Below are 23,374 nucleotides of genomic sequence, written 5' to 3'. Positions count from 1 at the left end.
AGACCTGAAGACTCGACGCTATCGAGCACAGCCGTAGGCTGCCCGACCCGGTCAGGCCGAATCACCGCGTCGGGTGGCGTAGACATCCGCCAGCCCGGCGCGCCACCGCACCGCACACGGCCCGGTGATCGCCGCGCGCCTGCCGGTGTCCTGTACCTGTCCGCGCAACGTGCCCGGTTGCTCACGGACCACCACCTCGGCGGGCAGCCCGCTCAGGTCGGCCATGTGCGCCGCCCACTCCTGCACGCTCACCGGCTCGTCGCCACCCCAGTTGACCACGGTCGCGGGGGTCGACGCCGCGTCCAGCAGGGCCGCCGTCTGGCTGTTGATGTCGTCCTGGTGGATCGGGCTGTACATGCACGGATCCCAGCGGGTGACGATCGGCTGCCCGGCCAGCACGGCGTCCAGGTGCATGGTCGGCAGGCCGCCGCGCGGGCCGTAGGAGGCGTTCATCCGGGCGATCACCACCGGCAGGTCGAAGGCGCGGGCGCAGTAGCGCGACACGGCTTCCTCGGCGGTCTTGGAGACCGAGTAGGTCGGTGCGTGCGAGACGTTGGCGTCGCCGAGCGGGTCGCTCTCGTGGAAGACGTGCATCGGGTCCGGGTGCGGCTTGAGTACCGACGCGGTGGACATCACCAGCGCCGCCTTGGCCCGGCGGCAGTGCTGGAGCAGCAGCCCGGTGCCCTCCGCGTTGACCCGCAGCGCCTCGTCGTAGTCGAGTCCGGGGCCCTGGAAGGTGGCCAGGTGCAGGACGTAGGTGAAGTCCTGGGGCAGTTCGTCGAACGTGCCCGCGCCGAGGTCGACGGCGCGGGTGGTCACGCCCAGCGCGTCGACCCGCTTGCGGTCCTCGGCGTTCGAGAAGCGGGCGATGCCCCACACCTCGTTGTCCCGGGCCAGGTACTCGGTCAGTGGGTAGGCGATCTGGCCCGCGGGGCCGGTGATCAGGATCTTCTCGCCGGACAGCATGCGGCTCCTCGGGTGACTCGGGTACGCGATCCGTACGGGATCCGGCTGCGATCCGTACGCGATGTACGACGTCGAGATCGACGGTACATCTGACGTACCGTCATATCCGAGACGGTGCGGGGAGAACAGGGCGTCCGCACGTGTCGCCGGACACCCCGATGGCGCCCTCCGCACGGGGGGCGGAGGACGCCGGGGGTATCGAGGATGGGCCTGCACGCCTCGACGGCGGGCCTCGACGCGTCGTCGAAGCGCGAACTCAGACCTCGATCTCCTCCTCGATACGCTTGAGGCTGTGTCGGGCCAGCGCGAGGTTGGCACGGTCCTTCATCAGCACGAGATACAGGAACAGACCCTTGCCGGCCCGTCCGGTCAACGGACGGATCACGTGGTATTGCTTGCCCAGCGTGATCAGGATGTCCTCGATCTGATCCCCGATGTGCAACATCTCCATCGTGCGCATCTTGGCGCGCATCACGTCGGTGTTTCCGGCGGCGGCCACGTTCAGGTCGAGTTCCTTGCTGCCGCCGAGAATTCCCAACGCCATTCCGCTGGTGTAGTCGACCAGGGCCACACCCACGGCGCCCTCGATCGTCATTGCTTCCTTGAGGGCCGTTTCCATATTGGCCATGATTGCCTCCGGGGCGATCGGCGGTGCGGCTTTCCGGTGGACTCCGACAGGCTCGTCCTCGGGCGGTGCGACGTCCGGGGTCGGCCCGGCGACCGAAACCACCTCGACCGGTTCGGTGTCGCCGGCCGGGTGGGGACCGGCCTCGGTTGCTTCGATGACATCCGCCTCGGTCACAGCGCCCCGCTCGGTGTCGGACCCGGCAGGCGGGTCGCCTGATCTGCGTCGGGACGGCCTCGACCGCCTCGGGGGTTGGGTCATCTCCGGCCGGCTCCTCGCCATCGGGCTCCGCGAAGTCGTGCCCGGCGCGAGCGGCCCTCGCCTGCCCGAATCCGCCCTGGCCCGGTCCGCCCGGGCCCGGTCCGTTCCGGCCCGGGACACCGCGGGATCGGCGCGGCCGAACCCGGGCACCGCGGGCGCCCGTGCGCCGGCACCGACGACCTCGGTCGAATTCCCGCCCCCGCCGCTCAAGTCACGCGCCCCGTCCCCCTCGTGTACGCCCGTATTTGCGCATCGCCCGTAAAACTTCGTGCGTTGCCATGACTTCGTGCACCGCTGTATGGGCCCGGTAATTCGAGTTCGACTGCTTCGAACTCGGCGTCCCGGACTCGATGAACGGCAGCGTAGAAGCAGTCCGAAGCGGACTGCGGGCAATATTCGCTTAATTTCCGGAAACCCGACCCGGACGACGATGGAGCGCTAGGATCCGCGGCTTCGTCGAAGACACGTCCGCGGAGGGCTGTCCTCGGATGTGACTCGCCGGTAGCGTCGGCCGAAGTCCCGCGCGGCCCGAGTCCGAGGAGATTCACATGTCCGGCACCGATGCGCAGCAAGCCCAGGACGAGCAGGCCCGGCAGCCGGCCCCGCCGAAGCCGGTGTCGCCGGCGGACCTGAGCTTCGCGCTGCCGCCCACGTTCGAGACCGTCGAGCAGGAGCGCCGGCACCGCAAGGAACGATTGACCGCGGCCCTGCGGCTGTTCGGCCGATTCGGCTTCGAGGAGGGCGTGGCCGGGCACATCACCGCGCGCGACCCGGAGCTCACCGACCACTTCTGGGTCAACCCGTTCGGGATGTCGTTCAAGCACATCACCGTGGACGACCTGATCCTGGTCAACCACGAGGGGCAGGTCGTCGAAGGCCGATTCCACGTCAACCAGGCCGCGTTCGCGATCCACTCGCAGATCCACGCGGCTCGCCCGGACGTGGTCGCGGCGGCGCACAGCCACTCCGTGCACGGACGCGCGATCTCCGCGCTCGGCATCAGGCTCGAACCGATAACCCAGGACGTGTGCCCCTTCTACGAGGACCACGAGTTGTTCGACGACTACGCGGGCGTCGTGCTCGACGCCGAGGAGGGCCGCCGGATCGCCAAGACGCTCGGCCCCCGCAAGGCGCTGATCCTGCGCAATCACGGCCTGCTCACGGTCGGGCAGTCGGTCGACGCCGCGGCCTGGTGGTTCATCACCATGGAGCGCTCCTGTCAGGTACAACTGCTCGCCCAGGCGGCCGGCGAGCTCAAGCCGATCTCGCCGGAGAACGCGCGGCTGACCCGGGAGCAACTGGGCAACGACACGGTCGCCTGGATCAACTACAAGCCGCTGTACGACGTGATCAGCCGCTCGGAGCCGGACCTGTTCGGGGCGGACGGCCCGATGACGCCCTGACCCCCCGACTCCGGGCGCGCGGCACCACCGGGCCACCGGGCCACCGGGCCACCGGGCCACCGGGCCACCGGGCCACCGGGCCACCGGGCCACCGGGCACATCGTGGCCGCGTCGCCGGGCGACCACCGCGTCATCGGCACGCGCCCTCCGGTCGACTCCGGCGACCGCTCGATCGCCCGCCCGGCGCCCCGGTCGGCCCTCGTGTCCGCCGACCGGGCGCAATCTCGGCGATATCCGGCCGTGCCGGGAGTCAACCCGGCCGGTAGCGGAAAGTACAAGGACATGTACGAACGCGGCCTTCCGCAGCACTTCGCGCGCTCGGCGCGGCCCGCCCGGTCGGGTGCCCGGTTGTGGCTGCCCGATGTCGAGAGCCCGCTCGACTCCTTCGTGGTGTGGCGTCGATGCGGCCAGTTCCTGGTGGACGTGGTCGCCTCCGCGGTGTTGCCCGGGGCCGCGATGTTCCTGTTCGTGCTGCTGCCCACCCACCCCGACGGTTCGATCCGCAGCGGTCCGCTGACCGCGACGATCACCGCCGGCGTGATCGTCGTCGCGGTCGCGATCCTGCTCTGGTACTGGGTGCTGCGACCCGCCGAACACGACGGGCGCACGTGGGGCATGCAGGTGTTCGGCATCCGTGTTGTGGACGTATCCGGCGGACGCGCCGGCCGGCGGCAACTGGGGATCCGCTGGCTGCTGTTGGCCGTCGACGCGTTCGCGCTCGGCGCGATCGGACTGACCGCGATGCTCACCGACGAGCGGCGCCGGCGGGTCGGCGACCGGGTGGCGGGCACCCTGGTGGTCCGCGGCCGCGGACCCGGCCTGGACTGAGTCCGCCGCGAAGCACTCGTCCTCGCCTTCGAGCGCGCCGATGGCCTTCCCGCGTGCCGCCCCGGTGCATCGACCACCTTCCGGAATGCGGCTATTGCTCGACCGCTCCGCCCGCATTTTGTGGTCTTGCGCACGGTTTGCAAATGCCACCTTGTCGCCATGTCCATCCGACCACTAGTGTCGGCTCGCCGTGGTGTTCGGGAAGCCGGTTCGATGCCGGCGCGGCCCTCGCCACTGTGATCGGGAAGTTCTCCTCCATCCCCGCGGACACGTTGATTCGTCGCCTCGGGGAAGCCACTGGGACCGCTTGCGCGGCCCCGGGAAGGCGGAGACGTGAACGTACGACCCGTCAGCCAGGAGACCGGCCACGGCGATCGTCCGTCCACGAGGTGTTGGAGAGGGACCCTTCCTCATGCATATCGCCGAGGGCTATCTGCCCTGGGAACACGCCGCCGCCTGGGGCGTCGCGTCCGCCCCGTTCGTCGTCCACGGCGCCCGCGCGCTCACCCGCGAGGTGCGCGACCGCCCCGAGAACACCCTGTTGTTGGGCGCCTCCGGCGCGTTCTCGTTCGTCCTGTCCGCGCTGAAGATTCCCTCCGTCACCGGGAGTTGCTCGCATCCCACCGGCACCGGACTGGGCGCCATCCTGTTCCGCCCACCGATCATGGCCGTGCTGGGTACGATCACCCTGCTCTTCCAGGCGCTGCTGCTGGCGCACGGCGGGCTGACCACGCTCGGTGCGAACGCGTTCTCGATGGCGATCGTCGGCCCGTGGGCCGGCTACGGCGCGTATCGGCTGGCCCGCTCACTGCTCGATCGACGCGGCGGCACGATGCCGCTGGACGTCGCGGTGTTCCTGGGCGCGTTCGTCGCGGACCTGAGCACGTACTGCGTCACCAGCGTGCAGCTGGCCCTCGCCTTCCCCGACCCCGACAGCGGATTCCCCGGTGCCCTGGCCAAGTTCGGCGGCATCTTCTCGCTCACCCAGATCCCACTGGCGATCAGTGAGGGTCTGCTGACCGTCCTGGTCGTGCGCCTGCTGCGGCAGTCCAGTCGAGGCGACCTGATCCGCCTCGGTGTGGTCACGGACGCGCGGGTCGCGCGCGAGGAGGAGAAGACCAAGTGAAGCGCTCGACGAAGATCAACCTGCTGATCGTGCTGGCTGTGGTGCTGCTCGCGGCGCTGCCCGTGGTGTTGGGGATGGGCGACCACAAGGACGAGCCGTTCGCGGGCGCCGACACCCAGGCCGAGACCGCGATCACCGAGAACGACCCGGACTACGAGCCGTGGTTCAGCCCGCTGTACGAACCGCCGTCCGGCGAGATCGAGTCCGGTCTGTTCGCGTTGCAGGCCGCCCTCGGCGCGGGCGTGGTCGGATACATGTTCGGCGTCAAGCGCACCCGTCGCAGGCTTGCGCCGGAGGCCGCGGACACGCCCGACGAGCCGGTGGGCGCGGCCGCCGGAGCACCGGCAGCCGGCCCGGGTCGCTGATCCGGTGTTGCCGATCGATGCGGCGGCGCACGCGAGTTCGTGGCGGCGCCGCCATCCGGCCGACAAGGCCGTGCTCTCCTTCGGGTTGCTCGGCTGCGCGGTGGCGCTGCCGCCGTGGCCCGGCGCGGTGCTGGTCGCCGCAACCGTCCTGGTCGTCGCGTTCGGGTTCGCGAAGGTGCCCGCCCGGCGGCTGTGGCGGGCCGCCCGCGCCCCAATGGGCTTCGCCGCGACCGGCGCCCTGACGCTGCTGGTGAGCATCGGCGCGGACGGCGTCGCCTGGGCCGAGGACGGGCCGCGTCACGCGGGCGAGTTGCTGGCCCGCTCCGGTGCCGCCGGCCTCGCGATGATGTTGTTCGCGTTCACCACGCCGCTGTCGGACGTGCTGCCCAGGCTGACCCGAGTGGGGGTCCCGGCCGCCGTGGTGGACGTCGCGGCGGTGATGTACCGGATGTTGTTCCTGCTCTACGACACGACCGCGCGGATCAACCAGGCGCAGGCCGGCCGGCTGGGCCATCGCACCCGCCGGGCCCGGTGGCGCTCGGTGGCCGGGCTCGGCTCGGCGGTGTTCGTGCACGCGTTCGCCCGCGCCCAGCGCCTGGAGGCGGGCCTGGCCGGGCGCGGCTACGACGGGCGCCTGCGGGTGCTGGTGGACGAGGTACCGATCTCGCGCGCCTTCGTGGCGGGCTCCCTGTTCGTGGTGGCGGCGGTCGTCGCCACCACCCTTCTCCTGGTATCGGTGGTGCCGTGATTCCGTTGCGGGTACGAGAGATCGGCTACGCCTACGAGGACGGGCCGCCGGTGTTGAGCGGGTTGTCCCTGACCGTTCCGGCCGGGCGCGCGCTGGCCCTGCTCGGGCCCAACGGCAGCGGCAAGACCACGCTGCTGCGGCTGTTGACCGGCGGCCTGACGCCGGACTCGGGACACGTCGAACTGCACGGGGCGCCGATTCGGCACGACCGCAAGGGACTCACCGCGCTGCGCCGGGTCGTGCAGTTGGTCGTCCAGGATCCCGACGACCAGTTGTTCTCCGCGTCGGTGGCCCAGGACGTCTCGTTCGGGCCGCTCAACCTGGGGCTGGACCCGGCCGAGGTGCGCTCGCGGGTGGCCGAGGCACTGGCCGCGCTGGAGATCACCGCGTTGGCGGAGCGGCCGGTGCACCTGCTGTCCTTCGGCCAGCGCAAGCGGGTCGCCATCGCCGGGGCGATCGCGATGCGACCCGAGGTGCTGGTGCTGGACGAGCCGACCGCGGGCCTGGACCCGGCCGGGCAGGAGGCCCTCCTGGACACCCTCGCCGAGCTGCGCGCCGCCGGGACGACGGTGGTGATGGCCACGCACGACGTGGACCTCGCGCTGCGCTGGGCCGACGATGCGGCGGTGCTGGCCGACGGGCGCCTGCACACCGGACCGGCGGAGACGCTGCTCGCGGACACCACGTTGCTGGCCGCGGCGAGCCTGCGGCCGACCTGGGCCCACGCGGCGGCCGCGGTGCTGGCCGCGCACGGGCTGATGCCGGCGGGCGGGCTGCCCCGCACACCGGCCGAGCTGGCCGCCCTGGCGGTCCGGCCGACCACCCTCGAAACCCGGACGAACTGATCCGGCGGGCCCGGCGGGTCACCCGCCGGCCCACCGGGGCCGCTCAGCGCCGGCGCAGCAACACCACCGCCCGGTCGTCCCCGACGTTGCGACCGGCCGCGGCCACGATCCGCCGCGCCGCGTCGCGAAAGTCGTCCTGGACCATGCGCTCGGCCACGCCGAGGAAGCGGTCGATGCCGGTGGCGATGTCCTCGCCGGGCATCTCCACCATGCCGTCGGTGAACAGCAGGAGCGCGTCGCCGGGACCCAACCGACCCTTGACGCCCTCGAAGCCGGCGTCCTCGATCACGCCCAGGAGTGGGCCGACCGCCTCGATCACCCGCCACCGACCGGACCCGGCGATCCAGTGCACCCCCGGCGGGTGGCCCGCCGAGATCAGCTCGTACTCGCCCGACTCCAGGTCGAGCACCACGTGCACCGCCGTCGCGAAGCCCTCCGCCCACTCCTGGCGCAACAGGTAGTCGTTCGCCGCGGGCAGGAAGTCGCGTGGGGGCAGTGACCCGAGCAACCCGCCGAACGCGCCGGAGAGCATCAACGCGCGCGAGCCTGCGGCCAGCCCCTTGCCGGAGACGTCGACGAGCACCACCTCCAGCACCCGCCCGCCGCCGGCGCCTCGGGAGGCGACCAGGAAGTCACCGGAGAACGACTGCCCACCGGCCGGCCGCAGCACCACCTCGGTATGCCACTGCGGCGGCAGCACCGGCATCTCGCCCTGCGCCCGCAACCGATCGCGCAGGTCGAACAACATCGACTCGCCGCGCGTCCACTGCACCCCCAGGCGGGTCCGCATCCGGGCCATCAGCAGCACGATGCCCGCGATCGCCCCGACCACCAGGATGGTGCCGCCGGTGACCTCGTCGCGATCGTGCACCTGGTGCTGGGCCGCCAGGACCCCGGCGGTGGCCGCGTACAGGAGCAGCAGGCTGGGCATCCGCAGGACCAGCCCGCCGATCAGGATGGGCACCGCCGCCATCGTCGCGGGAAACCACGACGCGTCCACGTCCGACAGCAGGCCGCACGCGGTCACCGAGGCCAGCAGTCCGGCCAGGGCGAACCCGTCCGAGGGCAGGATCCGATGCCGCAGCCAGGACACGACACGCCGGCCGGAACGCGCCAGTGCCGCGCGCCTCCCGGTCCTGCCCACCCGGTTTCTACTGCTCGTCGGCGCGGCCACCCCGCGACACTACCGAACGGTCATCAACCGGAGGTTACGCCGACGGCTGACAGGTGGGACACCAGAACAGATTCCGGCCGACCAACTCGGCGGTCTCGACCTGGGTTTCACACACCAAGCAGGGCATGTCGGTGCGCCGGTAGACGTAGACCTCGCCGCCGTGATCGTCCTTGCGCGGCTCGCGACCCATCGCCTCGGGGGTGTGCTCGGGCCGCACGGTGTCGATCCGGCCCAGCCGCACGCCCTCGCGCATCAGCAGCACCAGGTCGGCCCACATCGCGTCCCAGGTCGCCCGCGCGAGCCGGTTGCCGGGCAGCCGCGGGTCGACCCCGAACCGGAACAGCACCTCGGCGCGGTACACGTTGCCCACGCCGGCGAGCACGTCCTGTTCCATCAACAACGCGCCGATCGGCTTGGCGCTGCGCCGGATCCGGCTCCATGCCGCCGCCGGGTCCGCGTCCGCCCGCAGCGGGTCGGGGCCCAGCCGGGCGTGCACCGCGTCCTTCTCGGCCCGGTCCAGGAGTCGGCACGCGGTCGGCCCGCGCAGATCGGCCCAGGCCGCCCCGCCCGGCACCTTCGCGGCCAGCCGCAGTCGAACCTGGCCGACCGGGTCGGGCAGCTTGTCACCCTCGCCGAAGGAGAACTGTCCGTACAGACCCAGGTGCACGTGGATGAAGCGCTCGCCGGAGAACTCCAGGAACAGGTGTTTTCCGTGTGCGTCGGTGGAGACCAGTCGCTCGCCGTCGAGCAGCGCCGCGCTCTCCGCGAAGCGCCCCTGCGGGCTGGTCAGCCGCAGCGGCAATCCCCCGAACCGCTCTTGGTGGGTGGTGGCGAGACGGTGAATGGTGTGGCCCTCGGGCACGCGGCCTCCAACGCAGCGATGACGCTCGGACGGGATGCGGGGTGGTGTGACATCCCAACGCTACCGACCCCCACCGACATGCCGACGCCCCCGATCGGGCGGACCGATCGGGGGCGGAGTGGGTACGGCGTGGACTACGACAGGGTCGGCAGCTCGCCGGTGTTCTCGTACTTGGTGAGCATGTTGATCCGGCGGGTGTGCCGCTCGGCCTCGCTGTACGGGGTGTTCACGAAGACCTCGAGGAACTTCGTGGCGTCCTCGAGCGAATGCATGCGCGCGCCCATGGAGATCACGTTCGCGTTGTTGTGTTCGCGGGCCAGCGACGCCGTCTCCTGGCTCCAGACAAGGGCGCAGCGCACACCCTTGACCTTGTTCGCCGCGATCGCCTCGCCGTTGCCGGAGCCGCCGAGCACGACGCCCAGGCTGCCCGGGTCGGCGGCCACCCGCTCGCCGGCCCGCAGGCAGTACACGGGGTAGTCGTAGGAGTCGGCCTGCACGGCCGGGCCGCAGTCGACGGCCTCGTGGCCGTTGGCGTCGAGCCACGCGATGAGGTGCTGCTTGAGGTCGTAGCCGGCATGGTCGGAGCCGAGGTAAACGCGCATGGGTCGCAGTCTCTCAGGCGCCGTCCCGAACGTCCCGTCAGGGCCGGTATCCACCGGGTGGCGTGTCCGGCGCACCGGTCGGCCGAGGCGGCGCGGAGGGCGGCGGGCCGGCCGGTCGGATGGTGGTGGGGGCGTCGTACGGCGACCGCGGCGCCTGCGGCGGGAGGCCGTAGCCGAGGTTGCCGGGGGCGCCGGGCAGGCCTACCCGGCGGGTTGGCCGTAGAGGTTCGACGGCGGGTAGCCGATCGGGCCGCCCGCCCCGCGCGACCCCGCGTAGCCGGCCGCCGCGGCCAGGCCCACCAGCCATCCGGTGAGCAGACCGAAGTGGGCCCCCGCCTGCATCGCGGTCATCGCGTTGTGGAAGCCCGAGCCCTCGTGCCTGCGCCCGGCCTGGTCGTACGCGACCGCGAATACGGTCAGCGCGTGGAGGGCGCCGCCGAGCACCAGCGCGAACCAGCCGAGTACGAACGCCACGAACCCGCCGGCGCGCTCGTTCAGGCCGCGCGCACCCGCCGCGAGCACGGCCGCGACCACCAGGAACAGCACCGCGATGCCGACGTAGCCCGCGGTGACGTCCCTGGTGGTGAAGTTGAAGCGGAACTCGTCGCCGAGATCGCCCTTGTCCGCGATCCACAGCGGATGGCCGAGGATCCGCAGCAGCTCCATGTACCACTTGCCGCTGTCGCTGGAGGCGCCCCACGCCTCCTTGAACACCCACTGGTTGCCCAGCCCGGCCACGATCAGGAACGCCACGACGGTTCCGCTGACGGCGATGCGCTTGGTTGCCCCCGGTCTCATGAGACGAGACTAGGCGTCCTCGGGTGCCACCCGCCAAAAAAATCGGACCCCGCTTCCCCTGCGCGGGAAATCGGGGTCCGATCGGTGACCGGGCGTCAGCCGCGCCGGCCGACCAGCTTCCAGGCGGCGGGCAGCAGCGCCATCGCCAGGGCGATCTTGACCGCGTCGCCGAAGAGGTAGTTCCGCATGCCGATCTCGTACGCCTGGGACATCGAGATGCCCAGGTCGTGCGCGAGGTAGGTGAGGCCGGCCGCGTAGATCACCGCGTTGCCCAGCACCATCGTGCCGGCGGTGCGCAGCGGGCTGCGGTCGGTGCCGCGCTGGGCCAGGAAGCCGGCCACGGTCGCCGCGAGCACCATGCCGAGCACGTAGCCCAGGGTCGGGAACCCGGTGCCGGAGGTGCCCTCCGCGAACCACGGCATGCCCGCCGCGCCCAGACCCAGGTAGAGCACCATCGCGGCGAGCCCGCGCCACGCGCCGAGCGCGCTGCCGGCGAGCAGCACGGCGAAGGTCTGACCGGTCACCGGGACCGGCGAGCCGGGCACCGGGACGGAGATCTGGGCGGCGAGGCCGACGAACGCGGAGGCGCCGACGACCAGCGCGGCGTCGCGCACGGCGGCGCCCTTGAAGACCTGGGCCGGGACCAGATCGGCCAGGACGGGACGGCGCGCATCGAGAAGGGCAGTGCTCACGGCGGACTCCACACTCTTGGGTTGCGGGACCCGATGAACTTAACCAATCGGACATCGAACGATCACGGGGGTGTCCGACAAGGTACCGATCCGTACTTTGTCGAACACCACCGAAAGCGGCGATCCCGGGTCACGCTTCCCGCGCGTCACAGTTGCAGCGACTTGACCTCCAGGTACTCCTCCAAGCCGAATCGGCCCAGCTCGCGCCCATTGCCCGACTGCTTGTAACCGCCGAACGGGGCAAGCGGGTTGAACGCGCCGCCGTTGATCTCCACCTGGCCGGTACGCAGCCTGCGCGCGAACGCCACCGCGGCCTCCCGGCTCGGTCCCCACACCGCGCCGGACAGGCCGTAGGGGGTGTCGTTGGCGATCCGCTCGGCCTCCTCCTCGGTGTCGTAGGGCAGGATCGACAACACCGGGCCGAAGATCTCCTCGCGCGCGATCGTCATGTCGCCGGTCACGTCCGTAAAGACCGTGGGCCGCACGTGGTAGCCGATCTCCACGCCCTCGGGCAGGTCCGTGCCACCGGTCACCAGGGTCGCGCCCTCCTCGACGCCCTTGGCGATGTAGCCGCGCACCCGCTCGAACTGGGTCGCGTTCACCAGCGGGCCGAGCTTGCCGGTCATCGCCTGCGCGGCCTCCGCCGCGACCTCGACCGCGCGCGGCAGGTCGTCGCGGTGCACCAGCATCCGGGTCAGCGCACTGCATGTCTGACCGCTGTTGCGGTACGCGCCGCCGATGCCCGCGCGCACCGCCTTCTCCAGGTCGGCGCCGGGCAGGATCACGTTGGCGGACTTGCCGCCGAGTTCGAGCGCGACCCGCTTGACCGTGGCGGAGGCGAGCTCGGACACGCGCGTGCCGGCCCGGGTCGAGCCGGTGAACGAGATCATGTCCACGTCCGGGTGCGAGGCGATCGCCTCGCCGACCACCGGGCCGGTGCCGGAGACCAGGTTGACCACGCCCGCCGGGAAGCCCGCGTCGTGCAGGATCTCGAAGAACAGGTGCGCGGCCTGCGGCGCGACCTCGCTGGCCTTGAGCACCACGGTGCAGCCGGCGACCAGGGCCGGCCCCAGCTTGTTGGTGATCTGGTGCAGCGGGAAGTTCCACGGGGTGATCGCCCCGACCACGCCGACCGGTTCGCGCACCACCAGCGAGGAGCCGATGGTCTCCTCCCACTCGAACTCGGCGGCCAGCTCGACGTAGCTGCCCAGCACGACCAGCGGCAGACCCAGGTGCACCCGCTCGACCAGGGCCTCCGGGGCGCCCATGTCCGCGATGATCACCTCGGTCATCTCGGCCGAGCGCTCGGCGAGCAGATCCCGCGCCTTCGCGAGCAGCGCGGCCCGCTCGGCCGGCGGGGTCGCCGCCCACCCGGGAAAGGCGCGCCTGGCGGCGGCCACGGCCAGGTCCACATCGGCGGGCGTGCACTGCGGCACGGTCGCCACCACCCGCTCGGTGTTCGGGTCGACGACGTCGATGGTCTCGGTCGACGAGGGCGCCGTCCACGCGCCGTCGATGTAGATCGTGTCGTAAGCCTTGGTCATGCCGCCGAACTCCTCGCCGCTTGCCACTGGGACATGGCGCCGCGGCCGGCAGCGTTCACCGGTGCTCGGCCGCGGCACCCGCCGAGAGTACGTCGACACGTGTGCAATCCCCAGGGCCGGGCCGCCCCGATTTCGCCACACCGAAACCGCGACCGCACAGGTCACCGTGCGGCGATCGCACGGGTTCAGCCCGCGAGGGCCCGGCTCTCGACGCCGTGCGGCCCGTTCGAGGTCCACACCAGTTCGCCGCTCCGGCCGGTGACCGGGAATTCGCGGGCCAGACCGACCTCGTGCAGGCGCGCGAGCGGCGTGAAGGACACTCCGTACTCACCCGCGCCCTTGTCGAAACCCCAGTCCTTGTACACCTCGACCCGATACACCAACCGCACGTCGGGCAACACCGGCGAGCCCGGGATCGCGGTCCCGCCGGGCAACACCTCGATCCGGCCGGTGATCCGATATTGCAGGCCGCGCATGGCCAGCCACCAGTCGGTGTCGTCCGCGCGCCGAATCAGCACCCCGTGCCAGTGCGTGGTGGTCTCGAAGACGCTCTCGATGCCGCCGCTGTCGTGCCAGCGGATCGCCGCGAGCGCCCACCACTCCTCGAAGTGGGTGAGCGCCGCGCGGCGAAACGGCTTGGCCCGCAGCGGCTGGGTCGGATCGATCACGAACGGCGCGCCGCGCCCGATCAGGTAGTGCCGCAACAAGGCGGCTCCCGTGCGCAGTCCCACACACCGCCACAGCGGCACGACCGCGCACAGCCCGAAGGCGAGCGCGCGATCGCGCAGCCGCGGCATGAGGGAGCCGTAGGGGGCATTGCCGTTGGGCGTGCGTGGGTCCGGCCGCCCGGTACGGGAGGTGTGGATCACGCTGCTCTGGCGTTCCGGAGCCGTCATTTATCCAGATTAATTAGCTTTGCTTTGCTTTGTAGTAGATTCCGAGAGGGAACCGACAGGTTTCATCCGGTCAGTCGAAACCGATCAGTCGAAGATCGGCCCCTGGTCACGGGTGCGCTTGATCTCGAAGAAGCCCGGCGTGCCCGCGACCAGCACCACGCCGTCCCACAGCTTGCCCGCGTCCTCACCCTTGGGCGCCGGCGTCACCACCGGACCGAAGAACGACACACCGTTGACGCTGATCACCGGGGTGCCGACGTCCATGCCCACCCGGTCCATGCCGTCGTGGTGCGACTTGATCAGCGCCTCGTCGTACTCGGTCGAGTCGGCGGCGTCGGCGAGTTCGGTGGGCAGCCCGGCCTCGGTCAGCGCGGCTTCGATCATCTCGCGGGAGAACTCCTCGCCGCCCGGGTGCCGGCGGTTGCCCAGCGCGGTGTAGAGCGGCAGCAGCACCTCGTTGCCGAACCGCTGCTCGGCGGCGATACACACCCGCACCGGGCCCCAGCCGCGCTCCAGCATCTCCTTGTAGGCATCCGGGATGTCGTCCCGACCGCTGTTGAGCACGGACAGGCTCATCACGTGCCACTGCACGTCCACGGGGCGAATCTTCTCCACCTCGAGCATCCAACGCGACGTCATCCACGCCCACGGACACAGCGGGTCGAACCAGAAGTGCGCTATGTCGCGGGCGGATCCGTTGTCCTTGGTGGTCACTGCGGTCCTCTCGATGCTGATGCCTTGGTTTTCGCAATGTCTCTCGCGCCCGGCCGCGCGATGCCTCGCGCCCTCCGCGCTGCATCCGGGGTCGCGCCGCCGCACGGCGGTCCGGCCGTCGATGACTGTGCAACCCCCGACCGCACCGCGCCATTCCTGCGGATCGAGACAATCCTGCCGCCGCGGGCCGGCACCCGACCGGCGACCGGCGCCCCGGCCGGGAAATCGGGCGCGGGATCCGGCCGAGAACCGGGCCGACACAGCCGCCCCCGCCGTGAAAGGATCGCCCGGACCGCAGCCAACCAGGGAGTGATCCAGTGCCCGGCAGGAATCTGACCCGCGAGGAGGCCCGCACGCGGGCCCGGATCCTGAGCGTCGAGGACTACGACGTCAGGCTCGATGTCACCACCGACAGCACGGAGACGTTCCGCTCCGAGACGGTGCTCCGTTTCGGCTGCCGTGAGGCGGGTGCGGCCACGTTCGTGGACCTGCTCGCCCCGGACGTCCACGAGGTCGTGCTCAACGGCCGCGCGCTCGACCCCGCACAGGTCTTCGACGGCACCCGCGTACTGCTCGACGACCTGGTCGAGGGGGCCAACGAACTGCGAGTGGTCGCGTCGTGCGCCTACAGCCGCACCGGCGAGGGCCTGCACCGCTTCGTCGACCCGGTCGACGATCGGGTCTACCTCTACACCCAGTACGAACCGGCCGACTCGCGCCGAGTCTTCGCCAACTTCGAACAGCCGGACCTCAAGGCCGCGTTCCGGTTCTCGGTGACCGCGCCGGCCGACTGGCACGTGGTGTCGAACTCGACCACGCCGGAGCCGGTGCCGGTCCGCGAGGGGGTCGCGCGCTGGGACTTCGCGCCGACGCCGCGCATCTCCACCTACCTGACGGCGGTCGTGGCCGGCCCCTATCACGCGGTCTTCGACACCTACACCGGTCCGAACGGCCTGGTCGTCCCGCTCGGCGGGTTCTGCCGCGCGTCGCTGGCCGAGGCGTTCGACCACGAGGAGATCTTCGAGGTCACCCGGCAGGGCCTGGACCTGTTCCACGACCGGTTCGACTTCCCGTATCCGTTCGGGAAGTACGACCAACTCTTCGTACCCGAGTACAACCTCGGCGCGATGGAGAACCCGGGCGCGGTCACCTTCACCGAGGACTTCATCTTCCGCTCCAAGGTCACCGACTCGGCGTACGAGAACCGCGCCTGCGTGATCCTGCACGAGATGGCGCACATGTGGTTCGGCGACCTGGTCACCCCGCGCTGGTGGGACGACCTGTGGCTGAAGGAGTCCTTCGCGGACTTCATGGGCTCGTACTCGCAGGGCGTGGCGACCCGCTGGACCGACGCCTGGACCAGCTTCGCCGCCCGCCGCAAGGACTGGGCGTACCGCCAGGACCAGTTGCCCACCACCCACCCGATCGTGGCGGTGATCAACGACCTGGAGGACGCCAAGCTCAACTTCGACGGGATCACCTACGCCAAGGGCGCCTCGGTGCTCAAGCAACTGGTCGCCTACGTGGGCGAGGACGAGTTCTTCGCGGGTGCCCGGTCGTACTTCGAGAAGCACGCGTGGGGCAACACCACCCTCGCCGACTTCCTCTCCGCGCTGGAGGAGACCTCCGGCCGCGACCTCAAGTCCTGGTCGGCGGACTGGCTGGAGACCTCCGGCGTGAACACGCTGCGCCCGGCGATCGAGACCGACACGAACGGCGTGATCACCTCGTTCGCGGTGCTCCAGGAGGCCGCGCCCGGATTCCCGACGCTGCGCCCGCACCGGATCGCGATCGGCCTGTACGACGGCGCCGGGCGGGTCGCTCGGGTCGAGGTGGACGTGATCGGCGCCCGTACCGAGGTGCCCGAGCTGGTCGGCCGCGTCCGCACGCCGCTGATCCTGCTCAACGACGACGACCTCACCTACGCGAAGGTGCGCTTCGACCCGCGGTCCTGGCAGGCGGTGCTCGACTCGCTCGGCGAGTTCGACTCCTCGCTCGCCCGCGCGCTCTGCTGGGGCGCGGCGTGGGACATGACCCGGGACGGCGAACTGCCCGCGCGCGACTACCTGGCCCTGGTGCTGCGGCACGCGGGTCGGGAGAGCGACGTGGGCGTGGTGCAAAAGCTCCAGGTACAGGTCAAGACCGGCCTGGACCGCTACACCGACCCGGCCTTCCGAGCCGAGGGCCTGCGACGGCTCGCGGTCGGCTCGCTGACCGAGCTGCGGGCCGCGGACCCGGGCGGCGACCACCAGCTGGCCTGGGCCCGCTGCCTGGCCTCGGCCTCCACCACGCCCGAGGAACTCGCCTTCCTGCGTGACCTGTTGACCGGTGACCAGGAGGTCGCCGGGCTGACCGTGGACACCGAGTTGCGCTGGGCGATGTTGCGCGCGTTGTGCGCGGGCGGTGCCGCCGACGAGCCCGACATCGCGGCCGAACTCGAGCGCGACGGCACCGCGGCGGGTCATCGGCACGCGATCGAATGCCGCGCCGCGCGCCCCACGCCCGAGGCCAAAGCCGAGGCGTGGCGGCTCGTGGTGGAGACCGACGAACTGCCCAACGCGATGCTCAACGCGGTCATCGCGGGCTTCGCGACGCCCGGGCAGGAGGAGCTGACCGACCCGTACACCGATCGCTACTTCGCCGCTATCGCACCGGTGTGGCAGGACCGCTCGATCGAGATCGCCCGCCGAGTCGTGGTCGGCCTGTACCCGTCGGGTCGGATCGACACCGACACGCTGCGGCGCACCGACGACTGGCTGGCCGCGACCGAGCCGGTGCCGGCGCTGCGCCGGTTGGTCCTGGAATGCCGCGACGACGTGTCCCGAGCGCTCGAGGCTCGCAAGAGCGACCAGCGGAACTGAACCACCCTCTCGGACCCCGCCCCCATCCCGAGCGGGTCCGAACCGTCGGCCGCCCTTCCCCGGCGGCGCCCATCCCACAAGGAGCGCAGCGTGCCCGGAACCAACCTGACGCGTGACGAAGCCCGCGAGCGGGCCCGGATCCTGTCCGTCGACTCGTACGACATCACCCTCGACCTGACCGGCACCGGTGCGACGTTCCCGTCCACGACCGTGCTGAAGTTCGGCTGCGGCGAACCGGGCGCGAGCACGTTCGTCGATCTGATCGCCCCCGAGGTGCACGAGATCACCCTCAACGGCAAGGCGCTCGACGTCGCCTCGGTGTACGCGGACAGCCGGATCGCGCTGACCGACCTCGCCGAGAGCAACGAGCTGCGGGTGGTCGCGTCCTGCGCGTACATGAACACCGGCGAGGGCCTGCACCGCTTCGTCGACCCGGTGGACGGCAAGACCTACCTCTACACCCAGTTCGAGGTGGCCGACGCACGTCGGGTCTTCGCCAACTTCGAACAGCCGGACCTCAAGGCCACCTTCGCCTTCACGATCAGCGCGCCGAGCGAGTGGCACGTGGTCTCCTGCTCGCCCACCCCCCAGCCCACGGCCGGTGCCGACGGCACCTCGGTGTGGGCGTTCGAGCCGACGCCCAGGATCTCCACGTACATCACCGCACTGGTGGCCGGTCACTACCACGCGGTACAGGACAGCTACACCGCCGCGGACGGCACGGTCGTCCCGCTCGGCGTCTATTGCCGGTCCTCGCTCGCACCGTTCCTGGACGCGAACAACATCTTCGACGTCACCAAGCAGGGCTTCGACTACTTCCTGAAGCAGTTCGACTTCGCGTACCCGTTCGCCAAGTACGACCAGCTCTTCGTGCCGGAGTACAACGCGGGCGCGATGGAGAACGCGGGCTGCGTGACGATCCTGGAGGACTACGTCTTCCGCTCCAAGGTCACCGACACGTCGTACGAGACGCGTGCGGAGACCATCCTGCACGAGCTCGCCCACATGTGGTTCGGCGACCTGGTCACCATGCAGTGGTGGGACGACCTGTGGCTGAACGAGTCGTTCGCCACCTACGCGTCGGTGCGCTGCCAGGCCGAGGTGACCCGGTGGTCGCACGCCTGGGCCACGTTCGGCAACCGGATGAAGACCTGGGCCTACCGGCAGGACCAACTGCCCTCCACCCACCCGATCTTCGCCGACATCCGGGACCTGGAGGACGTCGAGGTCAACTTCGACGGCATCACCTACGCCAAGGGCGCCTCGGTGCTCAAGCAGCTGGTCGCCTACGTGGGCAGCGAGAACTTCTTCGCGGGCGTACGGACGTACTTCAAGAAGCACGCGTGGGGCAACAGCCGGCTGGCCGACCTGCTCGGCGCACTGGAGGAGACCTCGGGCCGGGACCTGAAGGCGTGGTCGCGCGAGTGGCTGGAGACCGCGGGCGTGAACACCCTGCGGCCCGCGATCGAAACCTCCTCGGACGGCGTGATCACCTCCTTCGCGGTGGTGCAGGAGGCTCCCCAGGCGTGGCCGACGCTGCGCTCGCACCGGATCGCGATCGGCTTCTACGACCGCACCGACGCGGGCCTGGTCCGCACCCACCGACTGGAGCTGGACATCGCCGGAGCCCGGACCGAGGTCGCGGACCTGGTCGGCCGGGCCCGGCCGGACGTGGTGCTGCTCAACGACGACGACCTGACCTACACCAAGATCCGGCTCGACGAGGACTCGCTCGCCTTCGTCACCGATGCGATCGGCGAGTTCGTCGACCCGCTGCCGCGTGCGCTGTGCTGGGCCGCGGCGTGGGACATGACCCGCGACGCGGAGATGGCGGCGAGCGACTACCTCAAGCTCGTGCTGGCCGGCGCCGGCAGCGAAAAGGACATCAACATCGTCCAGTCGCTGCAGCGGCAGGTCACCAGCGCGCTGGAGCTGTACACCGACCCGGCGCACCGCGAGCGTTCGCTGGCCGAACTGGCGGTGGCGGCCGAGCGCTTCCTGCGCGCGGCCGAGCCGGGCAGTGACCACCAGTTGGCCTGGGTGCGCTGTCTGGCGTCGGTGGCGGCCCGCCAGGACCACCTGGCGATCCTGCGCGGTCTGCTCGACGGCACGGAGCAGGTCGAGGGCCTGGCCGTGGACGCGGATCTGCGCTGGGCGCTGCTGCTGCGCCTGTCCGCGACCGGGGTGGCCGGCGACGCCGACGTGGATGCCGAGTTGGAGCGCGACTCCACCGCGGCCGGCCGCCGGCACGCGGCCGCGGCGCGGGCGGCGCGGCCGACGACCGCGGCCAAGGACGAGGCATGGGCGTCGGTCGTCGAATCCGACGCGCTGCCCAACGCGATCCAGGCGGCGGTGATCGGCGGCTTCGTCCAGCCGGCCCAGCGCGACCTGCTCGCGGCCTACACCGAGCGGTACTTCGCCGCGATCGCGGACGTCTGGGCGACCCGCACCAACGAGATCGCCCAGCAGATCGTGATCGGCCTGTACCCGACCCTCCAGGTCGACCGGGACACCTTGGACCGCACCGACGCGTGGCTCGCGGGCGCCGAGCACCCGGCGGGACTGCGGCGCCTGGTGGTGGAGAGCCGCGACGGGGTGGCGCGGGCGCTTCGGGCGCAGGCGCGCGACGCGCGGTAACCCCGCGGCGCGGGATCGGCCGGCCCGCGGCCCGGCTGTCCGCGAACGCCGGACGGGCCGTCGATCGGCCCCTCCGGCGTTCGCGGCCATCGGGTGGTCTCGAAACCACCGGTCGACATCCGGGGCCGCCGGCCGGGAGGCGTTCGCACGGAAGGGTCAACCCGGTGCGTGCGTTCGTCCACCGGCCCGGTAGCGTGGGTTTCGTGGTGAACAGGAATGCACTTCGCGCCGGGGCCGTGTCGGCCGTTGTCACGCTCATGTCGCTGATCTCGGCGCCGGCCTTCGCGAACATCCGCGACGACGGCGACGACCCGGGTCCCGGCATCGGTATCGGCGAGACCCTCGCGGTCTTCGTCGGCATCCCGGTCCTGGCCTTCGTGATCATCGCGGGTCTCGTGATGCTTCCGGACATCATCAAGAAAAAGCACTGACTCTTCCCCGAAGCCGCCGACCGGGTCCCACCCCGCTCGGCGGCTTCGGCGTGTCCCGGCTCCGCCGGAGGCGGCGCTACCGACCGCGGAAGGCCCGGGCCAACGACACCGCGCGCGGGTTGACCGGCAGGTCCTCCAGGTAGACGTGCCGCCCCTGGTCGTCGGCCACCGGCAGCAACCAGTTCGGGTACTGGTCCCAGGTGCCCGGCAGGTTCTGCGGGCGACGATCGCCCACCCCGTCCGGCAGCCATACGCCGAGCAGGCGGCACGGCGTCGCCGCGAGCAGACGGTGCAGCGCCTCGACCGTCTCCCGCTCGCCCGCGCCGGGTCGCAGGTAGCCGCGCAGGCGCAGCAGTTCGAGGTACTGCTCGCGGTCGGCGAGGTCCTCGGCCCGTTCGGTGTCCACGTCCCGCACCAGCAGGTGCAGTCGCTCCCACAGGTCGATGTGCTCGCCCGCGAGCCGGGCCGCGGTGGGCGGCAGGTCGTGCGTGGTCACCGTGGCCAGCGAGCCGGCCCGCCACTGCTCGGGCGGCAGCGGGCAGCCCTTGTCGTCGCGTTCGAACCACAGCACGGACGTGCCCAGGATGCCGCGCTCGGCCAGGTAGGTGCGCACCCACGGTTCCACCGTGCCCAGGTCCTCGCCGATCACCACCGCACCCGCGCGGTGCGCCTCCAGGGCCAGGATGCCGACCATCGCCTCGTGGTCGTAGCGCACGTACGCGCCTTCGGCGGGGCTGTTGCCCTTGGGTACCCACCAGAACCGGAACAGCCCGAGCACGTGGTCCACCCGCACCGCGCCGGCGTGCCGAAACACCGCGCGCAGCAGTTCCCGGTACGGCGCGTAGCCCTGCTCGGCCAGCCGCAGCGGATGCCACGGCGGCTGGTTCCAGTCCTGCCCGATGTGGTTCATCGCGTCCGGCGGCGCGCCGCCGGTGGCGCCGAGCGCGAGCACCCGGCCGCCGCGCTCCGAGCCGAGCACCCACGCGTCCGCGCCGTCGGGATGCACACCGACCGCGAGGTCGTGCACGACGCCCACCGGCATGCCCGCGTGCTTCGCCGCGTCCTGCGCGGCCTGCAACTGGTCGGCCAGCACCCACTGGGTCCACCGGTGGAAGTCGATTGCGCCGGCGAGCCGTTCGCGCTCGGCGGCGACTTCGGCCGAGTCCGGGTCGTGCAGCTCCGCGGGCCAGTTCCGCCAGGACGGGCCGTACTCCTCGACCAGCGCGCACCACGTGGCGAAGTCGGTCAGCCACCGGCCCTCGCGCGCGACGAAGGCGCGGTAGTCGGCGTCCCGGCCCAGACTGCGCGGCACCTTGTGGACGAGCGCGAGCGCCTCCCGCTTGGCCACCCGGACCGCGTCCCGGTCCAGGTGCTCCGCCCCGTCGTGCCCGTCCCCCGCCGCGGCCCGCAACTCCTCGGCGACCGCCCGCTCGACCGGGGTCAGATAGGCGAACTCCGGGATGGCCTCGACCCGGACGTACATCGGGTCCGGGAAGCGCCGGCTGACCGGCAGGTACGGCGATGCCTCCACCGGCGGCACCGGCGAGGCCGCGTGCAGCGGGTTGACCAGCACGAAGCCGGCCCCCTGGGTTCGCGCCGACCACACCGCCAGGTCGGCCAGGTCGGCCAGGTCGCCGATCCCCCACGAACGACGCGAGGGCAGTGAATACAACTGGATCATGTATCCCCACGCGCGCTCCGCGAGCGTGGGCAACACCGCCGGGGTGATCGCGACCGGGCACGAGGCGCGGCTACCCTGATCGGCCGCGCTCGGCACGCCCCCCGAACCCAGCGACTCCTCGGGTTCGGGTGAGCAGCGGGCGTGCAGGGTGTGCCAACCCAGCGGCAGATCGGCGGGGATCCGGTGTGCGCCGACCGGGTCACCGAGCGGCCCGAGGTCGGGTCCCGCGCCGAGGTCGCGGCGGACTCCGCCGTCCTCCAGCTCGATCCACAACTCGACCCGATGTCCGGCGGGCACGTTGACGGTGAAGCCGGCCGCGCGGCCCGAGCGCAGCACCAGCACCGGCGGCAGCAGCCGGGTCCGGCGCAGTTCCTCGTGCGCGGCGAGCGCGGCCCGGGCGGTCTCGGGTGTCGACGCGTCCACGCCGAGCGCCCCGAGCACCGCTGCCACCGTCGCCGGGTCGGCGTGCACGGCCTCGCCGCGCCACCCCTGATACTCCGTGGCCACTCCGAACGCGGAGGCGAGCCGGACCAATTCGGGAGACAACTGCGATACGCGTGGTTCCTCCATGCCCGCGAGCATCGCACCCGAACGGTCTCGATGTCGGCGTGTCCGACCGACACGCGAGCGGGTGTGTCGGATCCGGACGCGGCTTCGGGGAACCCGTCGAAACAAAAACGGCGACGGGCTCCCCGGAGGAATCCGCCGCCTTCTAGGCGCTCGCGACCTGGTCGAAATGGTCGAAGCCCGCCTCCTGTGCACCGTACGGCGCCAGGTATGGCTCCCAGCGCGGATCACGAAAGCCGGTGCCCAGGATCCGCCATGCCAGGCCGGTGGGTTGGGATGGAGGGCGCGGCATTCGCCAGCCCAACTCGGCGATGTACCGGTCGCTCTTGACGTGATTGCAGCGACGACACGCGGAGACCACGTTGTCCCACGTGTGTTGCCCGCCGCGGCTGCGCGGGACGACGTGGTCGACGCTGGTGGCGGCGCTTCCGCAGTAGACACAACGCCCTCCGTCGCGGGCGAACAGCGCACGACGGGTGAGCGGTACTTGGCCCCGAAAGGGGATACGGACGAAACGGGTCAGCCTGATCACACTGGGTACGGGAATCTCGATGGTGGCGCTGTGCAGGATGGTGCCTGTTTCTTCCAGGCACATTGCCTTGTCGTTGAGCACGAGGATCAGTGCGCGGCGAACGGGCACCACGCACAGGGGCTCGTACGACGCGTTGAGGACCAGCGAATGCGGCACGTATGCCTCCCTGTGACGCCGACAGCGCGTGGCTCGCGCCGGGGACGATCGGCCTCCAGT

At 71.3% G+C, this 23,374-nt stretch carries 21 protein-coding genes and 1 riboswitch; of the genes, 9 read left to right on the top strand and 12 right to left on the bottom strand.

Translation table 11 applies throughout. From position 1 onward, the window contains the following. Nucleotides 1-51 precede the first annotated feature (51 nt). Nucleotides 52-966 carry an NAD-dependent epimerase/dehydratase family protein gene (locus tag A3IC_RS54375; RefSeq protein ID WP_020550714.1) on the bottom strand — a complete coding sequence of 305 codons (915 nt, stop codon included), beginning with the start codon at nt 964-966 and terminating at the stop codon, nt 52-54. 256 nt (nt 967-1,222) lie between these two features. Next, complete coding sequence (locus A3IC_RS0114185; protein ID WP_026218250.1) at nt 1,223-1,594, bottom strand: roadblock/LC7 domain-containing protein; 372 nt, start codon at nt 1,592-1,594, stop codon at nt 1,223-1,225. An 806-nt stretch (nt 1,595-2,400) separates the two neighbouring features. Between A3IC_RS0114185 and A3IC_RS0114180 the strand changes: the two genes are divergently transcribed. The 6 genes from A3IC_RS0114180 to A3IC_RS0114155 all read left to right on the top strand — a co-directional run bounded on the left by A3IC_RS0114180 (nt 2,401) and on the right by A3IC_RS0114155 (nt 7,167). After that, nucleotides 2,401-3,255: a class II aldolase/adducin family protein gene (locus A3IC_RS0114180; RefSeq protein WP_020550712.1), complete on the top strand. Its 855-nt coding sequence runs from the start codon at nt 2,401-2,403 to the stop codon at nt 3,253-3,255. Nucleotides 3,256-3,537: 282 nt separating this feature from the next. Continuing rightward, nucleotides 3,538-4,083 carry an RDD family protein gene (locus A3IC_RS62270; protein WP_158695953.1) on the top strand — a complete coding sequence of 182 codons (546 nt, stop codon included), beginning with the start codon at nt 3,538-3,540 and terminating at the stop codon, nt 4,081-4,083. Between the two features lie 174 nt (nt 4,084-4,257). Beyond that, nucleotides 4,258-4,467, top strand: a riboswitch (cobalamin riboswitch). 28 nt (nt 4,468-4,495) lie between these two features. Further along, nucleotides 4,496-5,209 (top strand): energy-coupling factor ABC transporter permease, encoded by a 714-nt coding sequence (locus A3IC_RS0114170; RefSeq protein WP_020550710.1) that lies wholly within the window; start codon nt 4,496-4,498, stop codon nt 5,207-5,209. Next, nucleotides 5,206-5,574, top strand: coding sequence for an energy-coupling factor ABC transporter substrate-binding protein (locus tag A3IC_RS0114165; protein WP_020550709.1), 369 nt, complete (start codon nt 5,206-5,208; stop codon nt 5,572-5,574). Before A3IC_RS0114170 ends, A3IC_RS0114165 begins: the two co-directional genes overlap by 4 nt. A 4-nt stretch (nt 5,575-5,578) precedes the next feature. Continuing rightward, entirely contained in the window at nt 5,579-6,322 is a 744-nt protein-coding gene (gene cbiQ, locus A3IC_RS0114160) for a cobalt ECF transporter T component CbiQ (RefSeq protein ID WP_020550708.1), read from the top strand. Continuing rightward, nucleotides 6,319-7,167 (top strand): energy-coupling factor ABC transporter ATP-binding protein, encoded by an 849-nt coding sequence (locus tag A3IC_RS0114155; protein ID WP_020550707.1) that lies wholly within the window; start codon nt 6,319-6,321, stop codon nt 7,165-7,167. The genes cbiQ and A3IC_RS0114155 overlap by 4 nt, the downstream gene beginning before the upstream one ends. A 43-nt stretch (nt 7,168-7,210) precedes the next feature. On the opposite strand, the gene A3IC_RS0114150 is transcribed toward A3IC_RS0114155, so the two are convergent. From A3IC_RS0114150 to A3IC_RS0114115, 8 genes are all read right to left on the bottom strand, one after another. Next, a complete protein-coding gene (locus A3IC_RS0114150) occupies nt 7,211-8,341 on the bottom strand; it encodes a PP2C family protein-serine/threonine phosphatase (protein ID WP_245599289.1) in 1,131 nt (376 codons plus the stop codon). 34 nt (nt 8,342-8,375) lie between these two features. Next, nucleotides 8,376-9,203, bottom strand: coding sequence for an Fpg/Nei family DNA glycosylase (locus tag A3IC_RS0114145; RefSeq protein ID WP_020550705.1), 828 nt, complete (start codon nt 9,201-9,203; stop codon nt 8,376-8,378). Between the two features lie 134 nt (nt 9,204-9,337). Continuing rightward, on the bottom strand, nt 9,338-9,805 hold the full coding sequence (locus tag A3IC_RS0114140; RefSeq protein WP_020550704.1) for a ribose-5-phosphate isomerase: 468 nt from the start codon (nt 9,803-9,805) through the stop codon (nt 9,338-9,340). 201 nt (nt 9,806-10,006) lie between these two features. Further along, nucleotides 10,007-10,603, bottom strand: coding sequence for a hypothetical protein (locus A3IC_RS0114135; protein WP_020550703.1), 597 nt, complete (start codon nt 10,601-10,603; stop codon nt 10,007-10,009). A 95-nt stretch (nt 10,604-10,698) separates the two neighbouring features. Continuing rightward, nucleotides 10,699-11,295: a biotin transporter BioY gene (locus A3IC_RS0114130; protein ID WP_026218248.1), complete on the bottom strand. Its 597-nt coding sequence runs from the start codon at nt 11,293-11,295 to the stop codon at nt 10,699-10,701. 146 nt (nt 11,296-11,441) lie between these two features. Then, nucleotides 11,442-12,839: an aldehyde dehydrogenase family protein gene (locus tag A3IC_RS0114125; protein ID WP_040876578.1), complete on the bottom strand. Its 1,398-nt coding sequence runs from the start codon at nt 12,837-12,839 to the stop codon at nt 11,442-11,444. Nucleotides 12,840-13,024: 185 nt separating this feature from the next. Next, entirely contained in the window at nt 13,025-13,735 is a 711-nt protein-coding gene (locus A3IC_RS0114120) for a hypothetical protein (RefSeq protein ID WP_026218247.1), read from the bottom strand. 84 nt (nt 13,736-13,819) lie between these two features. Next, complete coding sequence (locus A3IC_RS0114115; RefSeq protein ID WP_020550699.1) at nt 13,820-14,449, bottom strand: mycothiol-dependent nitroreductase Rv2466c family protein; 630 nt, start codon at nt 14,447-14,449, stop codon at nt 13,820-13,822. Nucleotides 14,450-14,766: 317 nt separating this feature from the next. On the opposite strand from A3IC_RS0114115, the gene pepN (A3IC_RS0114110) reads away from it, so the two are divergent. The 3 genes from pepN (A3IC_RS0114110) (at nt 14,767) to A3IC_RS0114100 (ending at nt 20,378) form a co-directional block, all read left to right on the top strand. Further along, on the top strand, nt 14,767-17,310 hold the full coding sequence (gene pepN, locus A3IC_RS0114110) for an aminopeptidase N (RefSeq protein WP_020550698.1): 2,544 nt from the start codon (nt 14,767-14,769) through the stop codon (nt 17,308-17,310). Between the two features lie 90 nt (nt 17,311-17,400). Continuing rightward, nucleotides 17,401-19,947 carry an aminopeptidase N gene (pepN, locus tag A3IC_RS0114105; protein WP_020550697.1) on the top strand — a complete coding sequence of 849 codons (2,547 nt, stop codon included), beginning with the start codon at nt 17,401-17,403 and terminating at the stop codon, nt 19,945-19,947. Nucleotides 19,948-20,150: 203 nt separating this feature from the next. After that, the gene (locus A3IC_RS0114100; RefSeq protein ID WP_052173481.1) at nt 20,151-20,378 is read left to right on the top strand and encodes a hypothetical protein; all 228 of its coding nucleotides are present in this window, start codon (nt 20,151-20,153) and stop codon (nt 20,376-20,378) included. A 76-nt stretch (nt 20,379-20,454) separates the two neighbouring features. Here the strand turns inward: A3IC_RS0114100 and malQ are convergent, their stop codons facing one another. Beyond that, nucleotides 20,455-22,629 (bottom strand): 4-alpha-glucanotransferase, encoded by a 2,175-nt coding sequence (gene malQ, locus A3IC_RS0114095; protein WP_040876614.1) that lies wholly within the window; start codon nt 22,627-22,629, stop codon nt 20,455-20,457. 142 nt (nt 22,630-22,771) lie between these two features. Next, complete coding sequence (locus tag A3IC_RS0114090) at nt 22,772-23,314, bottom strand: HNH endonuclease (protein ID WP_020550694.1); 543 nt, start codon at nt 23,312-23,314, stop codon at nt 22,772-22,774. Nucleotides 23,315-23,374 lie beyond the last annotated feature (60 nt).

Source organism: Embleya scabrispora DSM 41855 (assembly GCF_000372745.1).
Lineage (GTDB): Bacteria > Actinomycetota > Actinomycetes > Streptomycetales > Streptomycetaceae > Embleya > Embleya scabrispora.
Note: the sequence above shows the minus strand (reverse complement) of the source record. Positions and strands in the feature narration are given on the sequence as shown.